The sequence below is a fragment of the Sphingomonas larreae genome (assembly GCF_051400595.1).
In the GTDB taxonomy this organism is placed as follows: Bacteria; Pseudomonadota; Alphaproteobacteria; order Sphingomonadales; family Sphingomonadaceae; genus Sphingomonas.
This window is the reverse complement of sequence record NZ_JBLFFI010000001.1, coordinates 317,345-336,447: the sequence shown is the minus strand read 5'-3', so window position 1 is coordinate 336,447 and position 19,103 is coordinate 317,345. Positions and strand designations below refer to the sequence as shown.

Here is a 19,103-nt window from a genome sequence, read left to right as displayed (position 1 = left end):
GGTCAGCTGCTCATCGATGAAGATCGAAAATGATGATGAAAGCCATCAACCAAATCTATGAGCGGTGCTGCGCCCGCCGTCGCCGCAGCACCTCGTCGAGGAACAGCTGGGTGGGGGTGTCGCGTGTTCCCTCGGCGCGGGCGAGCAGGAAGATGTCGTAGAACGGTTCCATGTCGGCGTGAAGCAGCGGCCAGAGCTGGCGTTGCTCCACTGCCTGCCGCGCCGCCATCACCGGGAGGAAGCCGATGCCGACACCCAGCGTGATCAGGCGCTTGGCCTCGTTGATATCCTCAGCGCGGCCGGTCGCACGCGAGCCGAGCCGATAGCGACGGCGCAGCCGCGTGACGGTGTCGAGCTCGTCCTCGCCGGTGAGCACGAAGCCCTCGTCCTTGAGCTCGCCGAGCCGCTCGACGCGGTGGCCGAACAGCGGATGGCTGCGCGCGCAATAGAGTTGCTGCCGCTCCACGAACAGCGGCTCGTAGAGCAATCCGCCGCGCACGTTGCTGTCATAGCCGACGCCGATCTCGGCCTCGCCCTGCTCGAGCGCGTCGAGCACGGCGCGCCACGGCGACACGCGCAATTCGATGTGAATGTGCGGGTTGCGGCGATGGAAGCTGGCGATCGACTCGTCGAATTCGGGCGAGGTGACCGCCGAGATCAGCTGGATGCGGACCGCGCCCTCGACGCGCCGGGTCGCCTGCGCGACCTGGTGCGGCACCAGGCGCGCGGTCTCCAGCATCTCCTCGCACAGCCCGAGCAGCGCGGTGCCCGCCGCGGTCGTCTTGATCCCGGTCGCGGAGCGTTCGAGCAGCTGAACGCCGACCTGCTCCTCGAGCCGCTTGAGCGCTGCGCTGATGCTGGGCTGCTGCTTGTGCAGTTTTCGCGCCGCCGCGCCGATCCCGCCGGCGCGCACGATCTCGACGAACGTGCGCAGAAGGTTCCAGTCGACCCGGTTGGCGAAGTTCTTGTCCAACACCGCCCCACGATCGACCAACATTCCGCTCCCGCACGCCTTCGACCGCTTATCCTTAGCGGCACGCGGACCCGGCGCAACGCGGGCGCCGCTCAGCTTCAACGGGGAAGGCGGGTGTCGTTCCCTGATCGACGGCGATTACACCCCGAGCAGGTGCGTGCGGAACAGCCGCTTCACCAGCCTGGCCTGTCCGACCCGGCCGAACAGATACAGCACCGTGAAGATACCGGCGAAGACATAGGCCGGCGTCGCCGAGGGTTTGCCGTCCTCCTCCGCGGCCTTCTTGTCCTTCTTCTTGGGCTTCTCGGGCGCGGGAGCCCCGAGGAACCGGTCGATCGCGCTCATCGGCAGCTCGGCCTTCTCCTTCTCCCGTTTCTCCTTGGCCGCGATCTCGGCCGCGGTCGGCTTGTGGTGCCCGCCGACGACAAGCGTGAGCTGCGCCACCAGGAGGAACATCAGCGGCGCGAGGAAGCAGAAGAGCAGCGCCCGACTCGTCAGATGGTAGCGCAGCACCGGCGCCACCGCGCCATCCTCGACGCACAGCACGCCGTCGTCGAACACCGCCATCCTGTCCTGCGCGGCCTGATCGCGCTTGCTGAAGTGCAGCCTGCTGCCGGCGCGATCGCGCGTGGTACCGGGTTGGCGGAAGAGCGGGTCAAGCCGGTGGAAGACGTCGTCGCTCGTCTGCCCGGGGGCGAGCGGGAGGCTCCCGCGGACATGCCAGATCCAGTTCACGAGACGCTGGTTCATTCAATTCCCTCTGTTCGCATCCGGCAGTCCAGCGGCGGCGCGCGTCACTCGGCGGGCATCACCGAGTGACGGGCGAACTTCTCCTTCAGCGTCCTCCAGCTGTCGGCGAAGGGGTAGACCATCGTCTCGCGGATCGACATGCGGCGGCCGCCTTCCATTCCCAGCAACTCGGCCTCGCCGTCGACGCAGGTGCCGAACATCCGGTCGATGATGATCCATGTGTTCGAATAATTGCTGCGGCTGGCTTCGTAATCCTGCGAGTGGTGGACGCTGTGATGCTCCGTGGTGTTGAACAGGAAGCGCCACCAACGCGGCGAATTGAAGCGCACGTTGATATGCTGATAGGTGCCGACCGCCAAACCGAAGGTGCCGGCGAGAAGCGCGGCGCGCGGCAGGAAGTCGAACATGCCGCCGACCCCGAGCCCGATCAGGAACAGCTCGACCGGGTTGCCGACCGCGCCTTTGTTGACGTTGAGCTGGGTGATGTAATGATGCGGCGCATGCGTCACCCAGAGAGGGTACCAATTGTGCATGCCGCGATGCATCCAATATTGGCCGAAATCGAAGACGAACGAGATCAGAAATGCCTGGAGCAGCAGCGGCAGCCCGATGAACCAGGTGAGCTTGTGCCAGTCGAACGAACCCTGCACCGCCTCGATCAGGGCGTCGCTGCCAATATAGCCGTCGATCACGCGTAGCACGGTATAGCCGAGGCTGACGTAGAAGAGATCGACGGTGAGCTCCTTCCACGTCAAGCGCCAGCTCTCGTGCCGCGGCGCGAGCCATTCGAGGCCGAGCAGCAAAACCTTGAAGCCGATACCGATGCCGATCGCGGTGGACGTCTTGGCGATCGCGTTCGGCGCATAATACCAGAAGGCGATCAGCGCGAGCAGCATGGTGGGCTGGAACCAGGTGAAGAAGAAGCGCCGTGCGGGGCCTCCTTCCACCTTCGGGATGTTCTCCCATCCCACCGTGACCGGCGCCTGCGTCCCGATGATCCTCTTGCCGACCCGAACTCCGTCCATCTCGTCCTCGCGTCATCAAGCTTCGGGCAAACTTGACGAAAAACCGGCGCGAGCGTGATACGTCATCGGACGTATACGCGCGCCGGAGCGCTGCGCGATGCGCCGCTAGCGCGAGCTGACGGCGCCTCCCGGCGGTCGAGTGAGAGGCTGGCCACCGCGCCCCCGTTCAGGCCGGATTGAGCGTCGGGTAATCGGTATAACCCTCCGCTCCGCCACCGGCATAGAATAGCGCCGGTCGCGGCGCGTTGAGCGGCGCGTTTGTCATGAGCCGGGCGACCAGATCCGGATTGGCAAGTGCCATCGTGCCAAGCGCCTCGATGTCGGCGAGGCCGGCGGCGACGTCAGCGCCGATCCGCTCGCGCCCTCGTCCCGGACGATTGAGGACGATCGTGCCGCCAAAGGTCGCGCGCAGATCGGCAAGCAGCGGATCGGTGCCGCGCGCGATCAGGAGATGGAGATAGGCGAGACCGATCGTATCGAGCTCAGCCGCCAGATAGCGGTAGAGATCGTCGTTGGCTGACCCTTCGTCTATTCCGCCGGTCGGCACGCCGGGCGACAGGCGGATCGCAGTGCGCGCCGGGCCGATCGCCTCGGCCACCGCGCGCACGACCTCGAGCGCGAATCGAGTGCGGTTCTCCATCGTGCCGCCGTATCGATCGCTGCGCCGGTTCGAGCCAGGCGCGAGGAACTGATGCACCAGATAGCCATTCGCGCCGTGGATCTCGACGCCGTCCGCGCCGGCCTCGATCGCGCGCCGCGCCGCGTGGGCGAAGTCGGCCACCGTCTGCTGTACCTCATCCGTGGTCAGCGCGCGCGGCTCGGGCACAGGTTGCATGCCCGTCGCGGTGAACATCTCCTCGCCGGGCGCGATCGCGGACGGAGCGACGGGCTGACGATGGTGCGGCGTATTGTCGGGGTGGGCGCGGCGGCCGACGTGCATCAGCTGGACGACAAGTTGCGCACCCGCCTCATGTACCGCATCCGCGACCGTGCGCCAGCCGGCGACATGCGCGTCCGTGTAGATGCCCGGAGTCGCGAGATAGCCCTGACCGTCGTCGGACGGCTGCGTGCCCTCGGTGATGAGCAGGCCCAGGCTGGCGCGCTGCGCATAATAGAGCGGCGCGAGCGCGCCCGGCGAACCGTCGGGCCTGGCCCGGCTGCGGGTCATCGGTGCCATGGCGAGGCGGTGCGGCACGTGCAGGGTGCCGGCGGTGATCGGCGTCCAGATGTCAGTCATGTCGTGGCTCCGGTGGAGAGGGGCAGGGGGGATCAGAGCCGGCCTGCGGCCAGCAGTTCGCGCGTGCGCGTCAGCGTGGAGAGCAGCGCGGCCTTGTAGCCGCGCTCGCCGTCGAACTGCGCCTGTTCGGCTTGCTCCTCCGACCCGCCGGGTGCCCGGTCGCGCAGCCCGAGATAGCAATAGAAGCGCAGCAACAGCGCGCCGGTGTCGTCCTCGAAAAGCTCGTTGACGATCGCGCCCTCGCGGGGGCCGCTCGCCTGAAAAAAGGTGACCTTGCGCTGCGGCTCGAGCGTGATGATCTCGCGCAGGTCAGTGCCGGCGATGGTCGCCTCGCGGACGAGATGCGTGGCGCTCTCCTCGACTACCTCGCAGCGGGTGCACAGGCCCTCGGGGAGGAACAGCCGGGCGTCGCGCGCCTTGGCTTCCAGTCCCTTCCAGACCTGATCGCGGCTGAGCGGCGTCTCGCCTTCCGGGTTCACGGTGACAGTGGCGGTGGAGTAGATCATGGTGTGCTTCCTCGTGGATGGTGTTGACCATTCGGAAAATAGTGATCCATCGACGCGCCAATAGCCGCTATATCGGGACGCACCGTCTCACGGGTGATACGCATGGACCTGCTCGCGCTCGCCGACTTCAACCTCGTCGCCCGGCACGGCGGCTTCGGAAAGGCGGCCCGCGCCGCGAACCGCCCCAAGGCGACCTTGTCGCGGCGGGTCGCGGAGCTTGAGGCGGCGCTGGACCTGCGGCTGTTCGAACGCGGCGCGCGCGCGCTAAAGCTCACCGAAGAAGGGCGGACGTTGTTCGAGCGCACCAGCCAGTTGCTGACCGAGCTGGAGGAGACCGCGGCGGCGATCGCCTCGACTGGCCATCGCCCGCGCGGTCGCTTGCGGATCAGCGCACCGCTCCTGTTCTCACAGGCGGCGATGGGCAAGATCGCTGCCGCATTTGCGCTACAACATCCCGAGGTGCGGCTGGAGATCCTGGTCGAGGATCGCGCCGTGGACATGATCGAGGAGGCCTATGATCTGGTGATCCGGGTCAACCCGCAGCCGGACGTCAGCCTGGTCGGGCGCGCCTTCCTGCATGATCGGCACGTAGTGGTGGCAGCGCCGAGTCTGGTTCTGCCGGCGCCGGATGCGTCGGTGCCCGCGCTGGTGCGCGGCGCGATCGGCGCGGCCGACACGTGGAAGCTGATCACCGCCGCGGGGCCGCTCGACCTGCCGGTGGTGCCGGTGCTGGCCATGTCCTCGAACATGATGTTGCGCGACGCGGCGCGCATGGGCGTGGGCGCGGCGCGCCTGCCGTTGTCGCTGGTCAGCCACGATATCGCCGACGGTCGCCTGATCCTGTGGGGCGACGTAGCGGCGGCGGAGGTGGCGCTCTGGGCGCTCTATCCGTCGCGGCGGCTGCTCAGCGCGCGCGTATCGGCGTTCCTTGACTTCCTGAAGGCGGCGTTCCCCAACGGCACGCCCGAAGAGCTCGCCGCGTTTCTTGACGGCTGAACGCCGGGCAAGACCACGTCCGGATCACCGCCGTCATGCTCGCCGCCGGGCGGCAGCGCGCCGCCGGGTGCCGCCTCGTCAGCGGCGCCCGACGGCGCGTGTCCGCCCGTGCGCCGCCGATCAGGCGAGCAGGAAGTCGCTCGATGTCAGCGCGTGCGCGGTCTGCGTGGTGACGTGGAGCACGAAGTCGGCATGACCGTCGCCGGTGGTGTCGCCGAGCACCAGCCAGTGCGACCCGTCGCTGAAGGACGTATCCTGCCGCGCGATCAGCTCGCCCGCCTTCGCGCTGAAGCGGCCACCCTCCACGAACGAGAAGTGATCGATCGTGCCCGGCGCATTGCCGGTGATCGCGTCCAGGTGGGACAGGTCAATCGTATCGCCCTGCGCCGCGCTGAAGTCAGTGATGGTGCCATGCGCGCCACCGGTGATCACGAACCGATCCGCGCCTTCGCCGCCGGTATAGATGTTCGTGCCCGTACCGCCACGCAGCACGTCATTGCCGGCGCCGCCCGACAGGATGTCATTCCCGCCGTTGCCGTCGAGCACGTCGTTGCCCGACCCACCGATGAGCCGGTCGTCGCCACCGAGGCCGACCAGGTGGAACCGATCCGCGCTCGCGCTCTTGTCGAGCGTGTCGCCTGCCGCGCTGCCCTGCGCCAGCGTCAGCGTGCCGTCGATCTGCACCGAATAGACCGACGTCGGGCTGGTCGTGCCATTGCTCGACACGGCATAGGACACGTCGACATAGGCATGCTCGCCGACGTGAAGCAGTTCCGCCACTTTCGCCGTGTCGAGCGTCAGCACGCCGTTGACGATCGAATAGGCGGCAGCGTCGACGGCGTGCAGGACATGCCCTTCGGAGTCGACGAGGTTCACCGTCGGCGCGCCGGAGATGGTCGCCTTGCCGCCGCCCGCCGGCGCGAACTTCAACAGGCTGGTCTTCACCATCGCCTGATCGCTCGCCTCGACATATTCGTGATACGACTTGGTGCCGTCCGCCGCGGTTCGCGTGGCGAGCAGTTCGCGACCCTCCGAGTCGTAAGTCTCGATCAGCTTCGACGAGTCAGCGTAATAGGTGGCCTTGTAGTCGTACGTGCCGTCGGCGTGGTAGCGCGTCACCACGCTGGTCCTGCCGCCTGCGGCCTGAACGATATAGTCGGAGGTGTAGCTCTCGCCGGTGATGCCATAATGCCAGACCTCGCCGCTCTTGTCGGGGTTGACGATCGTCTTGGTCTTGAGCGCGCCGGTGGCCGCATCGAAGCTGGCATTGGTCCACACCCCCGCCGCGCTGGTCTCGGTGCGGCTGATGAGATGCCCCGTCGCATCGTAGGCAAAGTCGGTCGTCGCGCGCGCACCGTTGCTCGCGACGACCACTTCCTGCGTCTTCAGCCCGTTGGTCGCGAACGTGTCGATCACGCGGCTGCCATCGTTCTGGAGCACGGATGAATAGGCCAGCTTGCCGCTCGCGTAGTAGCGCTCGGTGGAGACCAACGTGCCGCCCGCCGCCTTGACGATATGGTCGGAGGTGTAGCTCTGGCCGGTGATGCCATAGTTCCAGACTTCACCGCTCTTGTCGGCGTTGACGATCGTCTTGGTCTTGAGCGCGCCGGTGGCTGCGTCGTAGCTGGCATTGCTCCACACGCCGTTGGCGCTGGTGTCGGTGCGGCCGACGAGGTGCCCGGCGGCATCGTACGTGAAGTCGGTCGTCGCGCGCGCACCGTTGCTCGCGACCACGACTTCCTGCGTCTTCAGGCCATTGGCGGCGAAGGTGTCGATCACGCGGCTGCCGTCGTTCTGGAGCACCGACGAATAGGCCAGCTTGCCGTTGGCGTAGAAGCGTTCGGTGGAAACCAGTGCGCCGCCCGCCGCCTTGACGATATGGTCGGAGGTGTAGCTCTGGCCGGTGATGCCATAGTTCCACACTTCGCCGCTCTTGTCGGCGTTGACGATCGTCTTGGTCTTGAGCGCGCCTGTGGCCGCGTCGTAGCTGGCATTGGTCCACACGCCATTGGCGCTGGTGTCGGTGCGGCCGACGAGGTGCCCGGCGGCATCGTACGTGAAGTCGGTGGTCGCGCGCGCGCCGTTGCTCGCGACGATCACTTCCTGCGTCTTCAGCCCGTTGGTCGCGAACGTGTCGATCACGCGGCTGCCATCGCCCTGAAGCACCGACGAATAGGCCAGCTTGCCGTTGGCATAGTAACGCTCGGTCGAGAGCACCGCGCCATTGGCCGCCTTGACGATATGGTCGGAGGTGTAGCTCTGGCCGTTGATGCCATAGTTCCACACCTCGCCGCTCTTGTCGGGGTTGACGATCGTCTTGGTCTTGAGCGCGCCAGTGGCCGCGTCGTAGCTGGCGTTCGTCCACACGCCATTGGCACTGGTGTCGGTGCGGCCGACGAGGTGTCCGGCGGCATCGTAGGCGTAGTCGGTCGTCGCGCGCGCGCCGTTGCTTGCGACCAAGACTTCCTGCGTCTTCAGGCCGTTGGTCGCGAACGTGTCGATCACGCGGCTGCCATCGCTCTGAAGCACCGACGAATAGGCCAGCTTGCCGTTGGCGTAATAGCGCTCGGTCGAAAGCACCGCCCCATTAGCCGCCTTGACGATATGGTCGGACGTGTAGCTCTGGCCCGTGATGCCATAGTTCCAGACCTCGCCGCTCTTGTCGGCGTTGACGATCGTCTTGGTCTTGAGCGCGCCGGTGGCCGCATCGAAGCTGGCATTGCTCCAGACACCCGTTGCACTGGTTTCGGTGCGGCTGGCGAGGCGGCCCGCGGCATCGTACGCAAAGTCGGTGGTGGCGCGCGCGCCGTTGCTCGCGACGGTAACCCCTTGGGCCTTCAGCCCGTTGGCGGCGAAGGTGTCGATCACACGGCTGCCGTCGCTCTGGAGCACGGACGAATAGGCCAGCTTCCCGTTCGCATAATAGCGCTCGGTGGAGATCACCGCGCCGCCCGCCGCCTTGACGATATGGTCAGACGTGTAGCTCTGGCCGGTGATGCCATAGTTCCACACTTCGCCGCTCTTGTCGGCGTTGACGATCGTCTTGGTCTTGAGCGCGCCGGTGGCCGCGTCGTAGCTGGCGTTGCTCCACACGCCATTGGCGCTGGTGTCGGTGCGGCCGACGAGGTGCCCCGCGGCATCGTACGTGAAGTCGGTGGTCGCGCGCGCACCGTTGCTCGCGACGACCACTTCCTGCGTCTTCAGCCCGTTGGTCGCGAACGTGTCGATCACGCGGCTGCCGTCGCTCTGGAGCACCGACGAATAGGCCAGCTTGCCGTTCGCGTAGAAGCGTTCGGTGGAAACCAGTGCGCCGCCGGCCGCCTTGACGATATGGTCAGACGTGTAGCTCTGGCCCGTGATGCCATAGTTCCAGACCTCGCCGCTCTTGTCGGCGTTGACGATCGTCTTGGTCTTGAGCGCGCCGGTGGCCGCGTCGTAGCTGGCATTCGTCCACACGCCATTGGCGCTGGTGTCGGTACGACCGACAAGGTGCCCCGCGGCATCGTACGTGAAGTCGGTGGTCGCGCGCGCACCGTTGCGTGCGACGATCACTTCCTGCGTCTTCAGCCCGTTCGTCGCGAACGTGTCGATCACGCGGCTGCCATCGCTCTGAAGCACCGACGAATAGGCCAGCTTGCCGTTGGCATAGTAACGCTCGGTCGAGAGCACCGCGCCATTGGCCGCCTTGACGATATGGTCGGAGGTGTAGCTCTGGCCGTTGATGCCATAGTTCCACACCTCGCCGCTCTTGTCGGCGTTGACGATCGTCTTGGTCTTGAGCGCGCCAGTGGCCGCGTCGTAGCTGGCGTTCGTCCATACGCCATTGGCGCTGGTGTCGGTGCGGACGACGAGGTGCCCGGCGGCATCGTACGTGAAGTCGGTGGTCGCGCGCGCACCGCTGCTCGCGACGACGACTTCCTGCGTCTTCAGCCCGTTCGTCGCGAACGTGTCGATCACGCGGCTGCCGTCGCTCTGGAGCACCGACGAATAGGCCAGCTTGCCGCTGCCGTAATAGCGCTCGGTGGAGACTACCGCGCCACCCGCCGCTTTGACGATATGGTCGGAGGTGTAGCTCTGGCCGGTGATGCCATAGTTCCACACCTCGCCGCTCTTGTCGGCGTTGACGATCGTCTTGAGGCTGAGCGCCCCGGTGCGCGCGTCGAAGCCCTGGTAGGTAGTGGTTCCATCGGGCGCGACGGTGCTGGTGCTGACCTTCTGCCCGGTTTCGTCGTACACCGCCGTCGACCTGCCGTCTGCGCCCACGGTCTGCTCGCGCCGGAGCACGCCGCCGATCCACCAGTAGTCGCTGGTGCCGCCATCGACGAAGTCGGTGTGGACGCTGCGCTGCCCCGAGGCGGACTCGACGATCGAGCGGGTCGCGGTCAGCTTGCCGGTGTGATCGTATAGCGACTGCTGCTCCCAGCCGTCGCCCGTCTTCGCGATCATGAAGGTATAATCGCTCTGAACTAGGGCGAGGACGTCGCCATAATGTTCCAGCACGTCGGCAAGGGTGTCGACCGAGGCGATCTTGAGGACATGGTCGCCGGTGAGCGTGATCTCCTTCAGGCCGGTCATGTGCGACAGCTCGTCGAGCTGCGCGACGAACTGCGCCTCGGTGAAGCGCATCGACGGGCTCGAGGCGAGCGGCGCCTCCAGCTGGAACGGCTGGCTCGCGCCCAGCTCGACGATGAGCGGCGTGTCCGAGAGCGGGAGCGTGATGCTCGAGACGTTCTCATAGGTCGCGATCGGGTTGAGGCTGTCGACCGGGCTGTAGACATAGACCTTCGCCTGGACGTCGCTGAAGGTTACGGTGACGAGATCGGGTCGCACCGACGCGGCGGTGCCGGTGCGTGCATCCCAGGCGGACACGTCGCGCCAGAGGATCAGATCGGTCGCGCCCGACGCCTTTGCGACGTTCATCGAGTGGCCGTCGGCGCCGAGCCCCGCTACCTGCGCAGAGCCGACCATCGCCTGCCCCTGGTCCGCCTGAAGCAACGTGGTCAGGTTATGCACCGCCTCCGCCGCCTGCTTGGGCGTGCCGTCGGCGCGGAACATGCCGAAATAGTTGTTCGTCTCGCGCGCTTCACCGCCAGGCGTATCGAACAGCGAGTAGATATAGGTCTTTACCGCGCCATTGTCGTAGCCGGACAGCATCTTCGCCAAGACCATCTTGGCCTGCGCCGTCTCGTCCACGCTCAGCGTGGATCCCGCCAGGGTCGGCAGGCCGGTCTCGGTGATGATCAGCTTGTTGCCGGAGGACGCCGCCGAGGCGAGCGCGATCGTATAGGCGTCGCGCGCCGCGATATCGCTGGCAGGGCCGGAATAGACGTGCGCATTGGCGAAGTCGCTATAGGCCGACATGTCGCCGATCGCCTTGTACGCGTCGATGTCGTTGTGCGCGACCGTGAGGTTGATGACCCCGACGCCCGACAGCACGTCGTTCGATTTCACCGCATTGTAGAGCAGCTTCTGCACCGCCGCCGCGGCGGCGAGCGACGTGTCGCCGCCGAGGTTGGTGCCATAAGCGTTGACCTCGTTCTGGCCCTCGATCGTGGTGACCGCGCCGGGATAGGCTTTGGCGAAGGTCGCTACCTGGTCGATGTAAGCCTGCACACCGGCCGCGCCGATCTGCGCGATGCTGTTGGGTGTGACGACGTCGAACTTGATCCCGGCATCCGCCATTGCCGTCAAGACCTGGCCGGGCACACCGTACGTACGGATGCTCTCGCGGACCGAATCGATATTGAGGTAATTGAGCGAACGGATGATCAGCGCGGAATTGTGATACGCGTTGGACGTGTCGAATGACGCCTGCGTATTGATGCCGAAGCTGTTGACGAGTTGTGCGGCAGACAGCGCGTCGCCGCTCGAGTAAGTCACGTTGCCAGTCACAGCTTTCCCCCGACGTGCGCGACCATCTGCTCCCGACCGGACATTGCCGGGAACATGACCGCAGCGCGTTCAACCGCGGGCGCGATCGCCCGCGTTGAAATCGTTCCTCCCCATTAGGTTAGCCCCACCTTCCCGCTCCCTAATCATCGAGGTTACCGGGATGATAAGCAATCACGCCGCGATCGGCTCATCGTCGGAGCGCCACGACGAGGCGCATCTGTTCTTGCCGGAACTTCGTTATCGGAAGCGGGTAGGGGTTGCGTCAGGAAGCACCGGCGCGTCTCGGCGACGCGCGTGGACGTCCCTGGAGGTCATCGTGCCGGTGCGTGCTGCGGGGATGATGCCGCCATCACGCGGGAATGGCGGCCGCGTCGCTCGGCTCAGTCGTTGCCTTCGACATAGGCGCCGCTGTCGCCTTCGATCCGGTGAACGATCTTGCGCCCACGCCCGGCGGCGACCTGCACCTTCTGCGCGGAGGCACGCGCCGTGTGGATCACGCGGGTGCGCCCGTGCACGACGAGATTGTAGCCGACGAACCACAGCGCGGCCGAAAGCAGCAGCGCCGCGCCGACCATCCCGCGCTTGCGGCGCCGACCGCGACCGCCGTGGGTCAGCAGATGCGCGTCGCAGCGCGCGCAGCGGTGGACAGTGGTGCCCGGCCGCGCGGTCGCGCTGCTACGCCAGCGATGCAGTCCCAAGGCGCACAGGAACGTCATGCCCCGCGCTTATCTCCCGTTCCCTGCCAGCGGGCAAGCGGGCGCATGGCCGTCGCGCTCCCGCATCGGGGCAGATGGCGCGGCGCTGGCGAGATGATGCAAGACGATCCCCGAGGTGGTGGCGACGTTGAGCGAGTCGAAACCGTGGGCCATTGCGATCCGCACCGTTCGGGTCCGCGCCAGCAGCGCCGCCGACAATCCCGGCCCCTCCGCGCCGAGCAGCACCGCGGTGCGTCCCGCCGGCCGCCACGCGGACAGGGTCTCCCCGCCGGCGGGGCTGAGCGCGACCGGCGCGATTCGGTGCCGCGCGAGCAGTGCCAGCGCATCCTCCTCGCGCCCAAGCCGTGCGAACGGCGTGGTGAGCGCCGCGCCGACCGAGACCCTGATCGCCTTGCGGTAGAGCGGGTCGCAACAGTCCGGGTCGAGGAGCACCGCGCCGATGCCGAACGCCGCAGCATTGCGGAAAATGCCGCCCATATTGTCGTGGTTGGCGATCCCGCACAGCAGCAGGATGTCGCCGCTTACGCCGCCGAGCAGCGAATCGGCGCCGAGGTCCGGGGCGCGTCGTCCGATCGCGAGGACGCCGCGGTGGAGCGGGAAGCCCGCGATCACGTCGAGCACCTGTGGCGCGGCGCGATACACCGGCACGTCGTCGGGCAGCCGCGACCACAGCGGCGCGAGCGCGTCGACGCGCTTGTCCGCGATCAGCAGCGACAGCGGGCGATGGGTGGTGCTGTCGACCAGCTTCTCGAGCACCACCGTGCCCTCGGCCACGAACAGCCCGCGCCGGCCGACTAGATCGCGCTCGCGGATGTCGCGATACGATTCGACACGGGGATCGGCGGGATCGACGATGGGGATCAGTTCAGGCACGGCAGGCGCCCTATAGCATGACGCGGTGATGGCCACCCCTGGCGGGCGGAGGAGTGATGGCAGTGAGTGACGAACATGCGCGCGGCCAGCGCGACGGGCTGCGGCTCGCGCTCGCGATCCTCCAGGCGGAGGAGGCGAAATGGGGCGCGCTGCTCGGCGAGAGCCGGTCGGGGCGAACCAACGCGATCCGCGCGACGCGGCACAAGACGCTGCAGGTGGCGCAGCGGCGCGTCCAGACCGCGCTCAACCGGCTGAGCCCCAAGCACGGGGAGGCGATCGATCCCGAGCTTGCCGCCGCGCTCGATACGATCGGGCTGTGACGCGTCAGCGCCGCCGCGACCCGCGCCCGCGCGTCATCGGGTCGGGGCGCGGCGGCGGGGTCCAGCCGGGCGGCGGCTCGACTCGCTGCTGGCTGGTGCCGAGCCCCATTGCGCCGGGGCGCTGACGCGCGACGCCGCTCAGGTCCGCGGCGGCGGCCTCGTCTGCGCTGGCGCCGCCGCGCAACAGGTTGATGCGATCGCGCAGGCGGCGCGCTTCCTCGAAGTCGAGCGCGGCGGCGGCGGCAGCCATCCGCGCGTGTAAGGCGTCGATCGTGTCCGTCATGCCAGGCACAACGCGCCAGCGGCGCGGGCGATCAGCGTCACAGCCCCCTTCGCGTGAGCCGCGCGTCGGCGAGGTCGAGCTCGCGGCCGAGCTGTTCGGCCAGGGTCAGCCCGATCTCGCGCCGGCGCGCCAGCTCGAACAAGGCCTGACGCTCGGCGCGCACCGCGGCGAGGCGGAGCCCGCGCTCGATCTCGGCGTCCTGCAAGCGCTCGTCACGCGCGCGCGTGTCGTCGTCGAGATGCGCGATCCGCTCGCGATATTGCGCCATCACCCGGGCCGCCACGTCGGTGTAACGGTCGGCGTCGCCGCGATCCTGCGCCATTGCGTGCTGCGCCCGCTCGATCTCCGCGATCGCCGCCTCCGCGGTGACGACGCGCGCGCGATCGCGCTCGCCCGCAATGCCTTCCTCTGCCGGGAAGGTCAGCCCGCGCAGCAGCAGCGGCAGGCCGCCCGCGGCGATCGCAAGCGAGGCGAGGATCACCCCCGAAGCGAGCAGGATGACGAGGTCACGCGCGGGGAAGTCGGCGCCGCTCGGCAGGGCGAGCGGCAGCGTGAGGGCGCCCGCCAGGGTGATCGCGCCACGCGCCCCCGCCACCGACATGGCAGCGATCACGCGCCGCGGTGGACTGCCGGCGCGGCCCTCGCCTCGCTGCTCGGCGCGGTAGAGCGTGAGCTGCAATGCCACCCATACCCAGCCGAACCGCAGCAGCGCGAGCACCGCCACGATCGCGGCGACATAGCCGAGCAGCCACCAGCTGCTGTCATGTCCCGTACCCGCCACGGCGGCGCGCGCGCCAGCGAACAGCGCGGGCAGTTGCTCGCCCAGCAGCACGAAGATCACCCCGTTGAGCGTGAACTGCAACATGTCCCACACCGCGCGACGGCGGATACGGGTGGCAGCGCTCACCGCCACGCCGCTGCCGACGAAGGTCATGGCGATGCCGGCGGCGGCGGCGGCGAGCACGCCGGAGGCGTGAACATGCTCTGCCGCAAGATAGGCGCCGAACGGGATGAGCAGGCTGACGAGGATGTTCGATCCCGCGTCGTCCCCGCCGGTGCGGCGGGCGATCAGCGCCTTGCCGCCGATCGCCAACCAGGTGACGCCGGCGCCGAGCGTGATACCGGCGAACGCCATCCACGCGAAGGTGCCGAGTGCCTCGCCGAGCGAGAAGGTGCCGCTGAGCGTCGCGGCGATGGCGAAGCGCAGACAGACCAGCCCCGACGCGTCGTTGAGCAGCGACTCGCCCTCAAGGATGTGCATCATGCGGTTGGGGATCGGCACCTTCTGCGCAATCGCGCCGACCGCGATCGGGTCGGTCGGCGACACCACCGCGGCGAGCGCGAACGCCACCGCGAGCGGCATGGTGGGGATCAGCCAGTGGACGAACAGTCCCAGCCCGAGCACGGTGAGGAACACCAGTCCGAGCGCGAGCCCCAGCACCGCGCCGCCGTCGCGCAGCAACTCGTCTTTCGGGATACGCCAGCCGTCGAGGAATAGCAGCGGCGGCACGAGCAGCAGGAAGAACAGCTCGGGATCGAGCTCCACCCGAATGCCCGCGAAAGCGCCGATCAGCGCGCCGAGCGCGATCTGGACCAGCGGGCGGGGCAGAGCCGAAGGAAGAAGTCGTGAAACGATGCCGCTGACCACCACCGCCAGCAGCAGGAACAGGCACAGGGTGACGACTTCCAAGTTCAGGCTCTCCCGCTGAGACTCGTTTCTAAGACGCGCGCGGCGATGGGGTTCCGTTCGCCGCGCAGAAGGTGGGAAGCGCCCGAGCCGCGCGCGCTTCCTCGACGCCATGATGGCGCGGCTGGCTTCGCCACGGGCGTGACCTGTTCCCCGGCGAAGGTCGGGACCCGGTCAGGAAGGCTGTGACGAGACTTGCGAGCGTCCTCCAACCGGGCTCCGGCCTTCCCCGGGGAGCAGCATGAGGTACGGTCCCGAACGAGAGAGGTGACGGCGTGCTCCGCCGCGCACGCCCTCACAACCGTGGCAGCGTCACCCCGCGCTGTCCCATATATTTCCCCGCGCGGTCGGCGTAGCTGACCTCGCACGGCTCGTTGCCCTGAAGAAACAGGAACTGGCACGCGCCCTCGTTGGCGTAGATCCGAGCCGGCAGCGGCGTGGTGTTCGAGAACTCGAGCGTGACATGGCCCTCCCAGCCGGGTTCGAGCGGGGTCACGTTCACGATGATGCCGCAGCGCGCATAGGTCGACTTGCCGAGGCAGATCACCAGTACGTCGCGCGGCACGCGGAAATATTCGACCGTGCGCGCCAGCGCGAAGCTGTTGGGCGGGATGATGCACACGTCGGTCTTGCGGTCGACGAAGCTGTTCGAGGCAAAGTCCTTCGGATCGACGATCGCATTGTCGACGTTGGTGAAGATCTTGAACTCGTCGGCGACCCGCGCGTCATAGCCGTAGCTCGACAGGCCGTAGCTGATGCACCCGTCACGGCGCTGCGCCTCGACGAACGGCTCGATCATCCCGTCGGCGCGCGCGCGCTCGCGGATCCAGCGGTCGGACAGGATCGACATACAGGCTCCCCAGGTGAAGCAGCCGCTTTCGGCTTTGGGCCGGGCGAGCGCAAGGGGGCGAGGTGATGTGCTCCTCTTCCCGTTCGCTTCGAGTAATCGTCGCGCCGGCCGAGACGGTGTTATCGAGAAGGCGCGGAGGTAACGCGAGCTCGATCGCCACTCGAGCCGAACGGAGGGGAGCGAAAGTAGGAAGCGAGCGCAACGGCAGGGTTCAGCTCCGTCTCACCCGCGCGGCAGCGTGATCGTGGCCACCAGCCCGCCGCCGTCCCGCGCGGCAAGCACGATCGCGCCGCCGGCCTCCTCGACGATCGCGCGCGCCAGCGCGAGCCCGAGGCCGATCCCGCCCGTCTCGCGGTTGCGCGAGGTCTCCAGCCGGATGAATGGGGCGAAGACGTCATCGAGCCGGTCGGCGGGGATGCCCGGACCGCGGTCCTGCACCACGATTGCCGCACTGCGCTCGCCTGCGCGGAGCGACACCTCGGCGCTGCCGCCATATTTCACCGCATTCTCGATCAGGTTCCGTACCGCGCGGCGGATCAGCGAGGGCCGCAGCCGCATCCGCAGCCGCGGCGCTTCCTCGAAGGCGACATCGTCGCCGAGGTCGCGGAAGTCCTCCACGACCGCGTCGACCAGCGCGGCCAGATCCACCTCGGTCTCGGGCTCGCTCGGCCGCCCGAGCCGCGCCAGCGACAGGATGTCCTCCAGCGTGCGGTTCATCTCCGCGATCGTGTCGGCCATGCGCGCACGGTCCTGCTCGTCCTCGACCGACTCGATCCGCACGCGAAGCGCCGCGAGCGGAGTGCGCAGGTCGTGCCCGATCGCGCCGAGCATGCGGTCCTTCTCGTCGAGCATCGCGGTGACCCTCAGGCTCAGCGCGTTGAACGCCGCGATCACCGCGGCGACATCGGGCGGCCCCTCCTCGTCGAGCGGGCGCGGCGGGGTACGGGGTGAATAAGCCCGCGCGGCGGCGGCGAGCTCGCGCAGCGGCCGCGAGATCCGCCGCGCCACCCACAACACGGGGAGCAGCACCATGCCGTAGAGGATCAGCGTCTGCGCGAGCAATCGCCAGAACAGCCGCGTGTCGCCGCGCGGCAGCCCGCCGGCGAGCACCAGCCAGCGCCCGCCGGGCTGCTGCGCAGCAACGACGATCGTCTCGGGGGGCGGCTCCGGGCCGTGGCGCGCCGCCATGCGCCGCTCGAACCGGCTGAGCGGCACCTGGTACGTGCCCGGCGGCGCGATCGCGACCTCGACCCGGCGCATCCGCACGCCAAACTCATCCAATTGCGCCCTGATCTCACGCGCCATCAGCGGCTGCGGCGCCATCGCGTCGGTAATCGGGCTGCGCGCGGCGACCCGCACGCGACCGCGGTCTGGCGTGATGCGGCGACCGCTTGCTTCCTGGTCGAGCGCGTCGGCAAGCCGGAAGGCGGCCGGGCGCGACGCCTGTGCGACGCGGAAGCTGCTCCGTTCGCGCAGCAGCAGCGCGAGATTGATCGCCTGCGCCACGAACAAGGCGAGCGCGACCAGCAGCGCCATCTGCCCGGCGAGGCTGCGCGGCCAAGGCAGGCGGCGCGGCGTCACGCGGCGCTCACAGCCGTGTCACGTCGGTGGAAAGCGCGTAGCCGCCGCCCCACACCGTCTTGATGATCTCGGGCGTCTTGGGATCGGCCTCGATCTTGCGCCGCAGCCGGCTCACCTGATTGTCGATCGCGCGATCGAACGCCGCCGCCTCGCGTCCCTGGGTGAGATCGAGCAGCTGGTCGCGCGTGAGCACCTGGCGCGGGCGCTGCACCAGCGCGAGCAGCAGATTGTACTCGCCGGTGGACAGCGGCACCGACACGCCCTCGCGATCGACCAGCGCGCGCTCGCCGGTCTTGAGCAGCCAGCCGGCAAAGGCATAAGCGCCGCTCTCCGGTGCGTGCTGGCGTACCGCGCCGCCCGCGGTGCGACGCAGCACCACCTTGATCCGCGCCGCCAGTTCGCGTGGCGAGAAAGGCTTCACGACATAATCGTCTGCGCCCATTTCAAGCCCGACGATCCGCTCGGTCTCTTCGCTCTTGGCGGTGAGCAGGATTACCGGCGTTTCTCCGGTGGCGCGGATGTGGCGGCACAGCGACAGTCCGTCCTCGCCCGGCATCATGATGTCGAGCACGACCAGATCGATCGCATAGGCCGCCAGCCGCGTCCGCGCGCTCTCCGCATCGCCCGCCTGGGTGACGCGGAAACCCTGTTTGGTCAGATAGACTGCGAGCGGCTCGCGGATCGAGCGCTCGTCGTCGACCAACAGCAGGTGAGGGGTATCGCCCATGTCGTCGGGGCCTGCCATAGCTGATGCCTCGAAGGGAAGGGGCGTGGCTCAGTCGCGCTCGGGCGGCGGGCCGCGACGCCCGTCGCGCAAATCCCCGTCCGGGCCGATCCGGCGCGCACGCATCAGCAACTGCACCGCGGCGCGCTCCTGCTGGTCGACGCGTCCGTCATGATTGGCGTCGGCCCGGTCGAACAATCGCACCGCGCGTTCGCGAAACTGCGCGCGCGTGATCTCGCGCGGCTCGCGCGGGTGATGGCGATGCGCGGCATCGTCGCGCCCGTCACGGTCGCGCTCGTGGCCGCGCGGCGGCGGCGCCGGCGCATCGCCGGGCAGCGATGACGGCGCGGCGTTGCGTGGCGGCGACATGTCGCCGCGTGGCCCCGGGCGATGCGGCCGCGCGGCACGGCGCTCGTCGCGGTCGATTGTGCCGTCGCCGTTGCTGTCCATCGCGGCGAAGCGGCGGTCGGCGGCAGCCGCGGCCTCCTCGCGCGTCACCACTCCGTCATGATCCGTGTCGGCGGCGGCGAGCAGGTCGCGCGGCGGTGCGTCGGCCCGAGGGACTGGTGGGGTGACGGCGGGATCCTGTGCCAGCGCGGGGCTGGCGCCGGCGAGCGCCAGAGCGCCGAGCGCCGCGGCGGCGAGCAAACTGTTCATGTGATAACCCCTCGGCTCGGAGCGCAGGGCTCG

General features: G+C 68.2%; 16 protein-coding genes. 2 read left to right on the top strand and 14 right to left on the bottom strand.

Annotated elements, in window-relative coordinates; translation table 11 throughout:
* Nucleotides 1-55: 55 nt before the first annotated feature.
* The 5 genes from ACMGDM_RS01470 to ACMGDM_RS01450 form a co-directional block, all read right to left on the bottom strand.
* The gene (locus ACMGDM_RS01470; protein WP_436802364.1) at nt 56-997 is read right to left on the bottom strand and encodes a LysR family transcriptional regulator; all 942 of its coding nucleotides are present in this window, start codon (nt 995-997) and stop codon (nt 56-58) included.
* Between the two features lie 114 nt (nt 998-1,111).
* Nucleotides 1,112-1,723: a hypothetical protein gene (locus tag ACMGDM_RS01465; RefSeq protein WP_436802363.1), complete on the bottom strand. Its 612-nt coding sequence runs from the start codon at nt 1,721-1,723 to the stop codon at nt 1,112-1,114.
* Between the two features lie 44 nt (nt 1,724-1,767).
* Nucleotides 1,768-2,748 carry a sterol desaturase family protein gene (locus ACMGDM_RS01460; RefSeq protein WP_436802362.1) on the bottom strand — a complete coding sequence of 327 codons (981 nt, stop codon included), beginning with the start codon at nt 2,746-2,748 and terminating at the stop codon, nt 1,768-1,770.
* Between the two features lie 166 nt (nt 2,749-2,914).
* Nucleotides 2,915-3,985, bottom strand: a complete 1,071-nt coding sequence (locus tag ACMGDM_RS01455) for an alkene reductase (RefSeq protein ID WP_436802361.1) — start codon at nt 3,983-3,985, stop codon at nt 2,915-2,917.
* A gap of 32 nt (nt 3,986-4,017) precedes the next feature.
* Nucleotides 4,018-4,491, bottom strand: a complete 474-nt coding sequence (locus ACMGDM_RS01450) for an AtaL-like protein (RefSeq protein ID WP_436802360.1) — start codon at nt 4,489-4,491, stop codon at nt 4,018-4,020.
* A 102-nt stretch (nt 4,492-4,593) separates the two neighbouring features.
* On the opposite strand from ACMGDM_RS01450, the gene ACMGDM_RS01445 reads away from it, so the two are divergent.
* Complete coding sequence (locus ACMGDM_RS01445; RefSeq protein ID WP_436802359.1) at nt 4,594-5,487, top strand: LysR family transcriptional regulator; 894 nt, start codon at nt 4,594-4,596, stop codon at nt 5,485-5,487.
* Nucleotides 5,488-5,607: 120 nt separating this feature from the next.
* Here ACMGDM_RS01445 and ACMGDM_RS01440 read toward each other — a convergent pair whose 3' ends face one another.
* The 3 genes from ACMGDM_RS01440 to ACMGDM_RS01430 all read right to left on the bottom strand — a co-directional run bounded on the left by ACMGDM_RS01440 (nt 5,608) and on the right by ACMGDM_RS01430 (nt 12,968).
* Nucleotides 5,608-11,379, bottom strand: coding sequence for a hypothetical protein (locus ACMGDM_RS01440; protein WP_436802358.1), 5,772 nt, complete (start codon nt 11,377-11,379; stop codon nt 5,608-5,610).
* A 380-nt stretch (nt 11,380-11,759) separates the two neighbouring features.
* The gene (locus tag ACMGDM_RS01435; RefSeq protein WP_436802357.1) at nt 11,760-12,095 is read right to left on the bottom strand and encodes a hypothetical protein; all 336 of its coding nucleotides are present in this window, start codon (nt 12,093-12,095) and stop codon (nt 11,760-11,762) included.
* A gap of 9 nt (nt 12,096-12,104) precedes the next feature.
* The gene (locus ACMGDM_RS01430; protein WP_436802356.1) at nt 12,105-12,968 is read right to left on the bottom strand and encodes a TrmH family RNA methyltransferase; all 864 of its coding nucleotides are present in this window, start codon (nt 12,966-12,968) and stop codon (nt 12,105-12,107) included.
* A 56-nt stretch (nt 12,969-13,024) separates the two neighbouring features.
* Here ACMGDM_RS01430 and ACMGDM_RS01425 point away from each other — a divergent pair, with 56 nt between their 5' ends.
* Complete coding sequence (locus ACMGDM_RS01425) at nt 13,025-13,288, top strand: hypothetical protein (protein WP_436802355.1); 264 nt, start codon at nt 13,025-13,027, stop codon at nt 13,286-13,288.
* 4 nt (nt 13,289-13,292) lie between these two features.
* Here the strand turns inward: ACMGDM_RS01425 and ACMGDM_RS01420 are convergent, their stop codons facing one another.
* The 6 genes from ACMGDM_RS01420 to ACMGDM_RS01395 form a co-directional block, all read right to left on the bottom strand.
* Entirely contained in the window at nt 13,293-13,571 is a 279-nt protein-coding gene (locus ACMGDM_RS01420) for a UvrB/UvrC motif-containing protein (protein WP_436802354.1), read from the bottom strand.
* Nucleotides 13,572-13,608: 37 nt separating this feature from the next.
* Nucleotides 13,609-15,261, bottom strand: coding sequence for a Na+/H+ antiporter (locus ACMGDM_RS01415; protein WP_436802353.1), 1,653 nt, complete (start codon nt 15,259-15,261; stop codon nt 13,609-13,611).
* Nucleotides 15,262-15,553: 292 nt separating this feature from the next.
* Complete coding sequence (gene dcd, locus ACMGDM_RS01410; protein ID WP_436802352.1) at nt 15,554-16,108, bottom strand: dCTP deaminase; 555 nt, start codon at nt 16,106-16,108, stop codon at nt 15,554-15,556.
* Between the two features lie 222 nt (nt 16,109-16,330).
* Nucleotides 16,331-17,644 carry a sensor histidine kinase gene (locus tag ACMGDM_RS01405; protein WP_436803606.1) on the bottom strand — a complete coding sequence of 438 codons (1,314 nt, stop codon included), beginning with the start codon at nt 17,642-17,644 and terminating at the stop codon, nt 16,331-16,333.
* A gap of 52 nt (nt 17,645-17,696) precedes the next feature.
* A complete protein-coding gene (locus tag ACMGDM_RS01400; protein WP_436802351.1) occupies nt 17,697-18,416 on the bottom strand; it encodes a response regulator in 720 nt (239 codons plus the stop codon).
* A gap of 48 nt (nt 18,417-18,464) precedes the next feature.
* Complete coding sequence (locus ACMGDM_RS01395) at nt 18,465-19,070, bottom strand: hypothetical protein (protein WP_436802350.1); 606 nt, start codon at nt 19,068-19,070, stop codon at nt 18,465-18,467.
* Between the last annotated feature and the right edge of the window lie 33 nt (nt 19,071-19,103).

What these genes read in the sequence shown, in the direction of transcription:
- dcd (WP_436802352.1), bottom strand. Translation starts at nt 16,108, where the DNA reads ATGTCGATCCTGTCCGACCGCTGGATCCGCGAGCGCGCGCGCGCCGAC.
- ACMGDM_RS01395 (WP_436802350.1), bottom strand. Translation starts at nt 19,070, where the DNA reads ATGAACAGTTTGCTCGCCGCCGCGGCGCTCGGCGCTCTGGCGCTCGCC.
- ACMGDM_RS01425 (WP_436802355.1), top strand. Translation starts at nt 13,025, where the DNA reads ATGGCAGTGAGTGACGAACATGCGCGCGGCCAGCGCGACGGGCTGCGG.
- ACMGDM_RS01405 (WP_436803606.1), bottom strand. Translation starts at nt 17,644, where the DNA reads ATGGCGCTGCTGGTCGCGCTCGCCTTGTTCGTGGCGCAGGCGATCAAT.
- ACMGDM_RS01470 (WP_436802364.1), bottom strand. Translation starts at nt 997, where the DNA reads ATGTTGGTCGATCGTGGGGCGGTGTTGGACAAGAACTTCGCCAACCGG.
- ACMGDM_RS01420 (WP_436802354.1), bottom strand. Translation starts at nt 13,571, where the DNA reads ATGACGGACACGATCGACGCCTTACACGCGCGGATGGCTGCCGCCGCC.
- ACMGDM_RS01465 (WP_436802363.1), bottom strand. Translation starts at nt 1,723, where the DNA reads ATGAACCAGCGTCTCGTGAACTGGATCTGGCATGTCCGCGGGAGCCTC.
- ACMGDM_RS01400 (WP_436802351.1), bottom strand. Translation starts at nt 18,416, where the DNA reads ATGGGCGATACCCCTCACCTGCTGTTGGTCGACGACGAGCGCTCGATC.
- ACMGDM_RS01435 (WP_436802357.1), bottom strand. Translation starts at nt 12,095, where the DNA reads ATGACGTTCCTGTGCGCCTTGGGACTGCATCGCTGGCGTAGCAGCGCG.
- ACMGDM_RS01445 (WP_436802359.1), top strand. Translation starts at nt 4,594, where the DNA reads ATGGACCTGCTCGCGCTCGCCGACTTCAACCTCGTCGCCCGGCACGGC.
- ACMGDM_RS01450 (WP_436802360.1), bottom strand. Translation starts at nt 4,491, where the DNA reads ATGATCTACTCCACCGCCACTGTCACCGTGAACCCGGAAGGCGAGACG.
- ACMGDM_RS01455 (WP_436802361.1), bottom strand. Translation starts at nt 3,985, where the DNA reads ATGACTGACATCTGGACGCCGATCACCGCCGGCACCCTGCACGTGCCG.
- ACMGDM_RS01460 (WP_436802362.1), bottom strand. Translation starts at nt 2,748, where the DNA reads ATGGACGGAGTTCGGGTCGGCAAGAGGATCATCGGGACGCAGGCGCCG.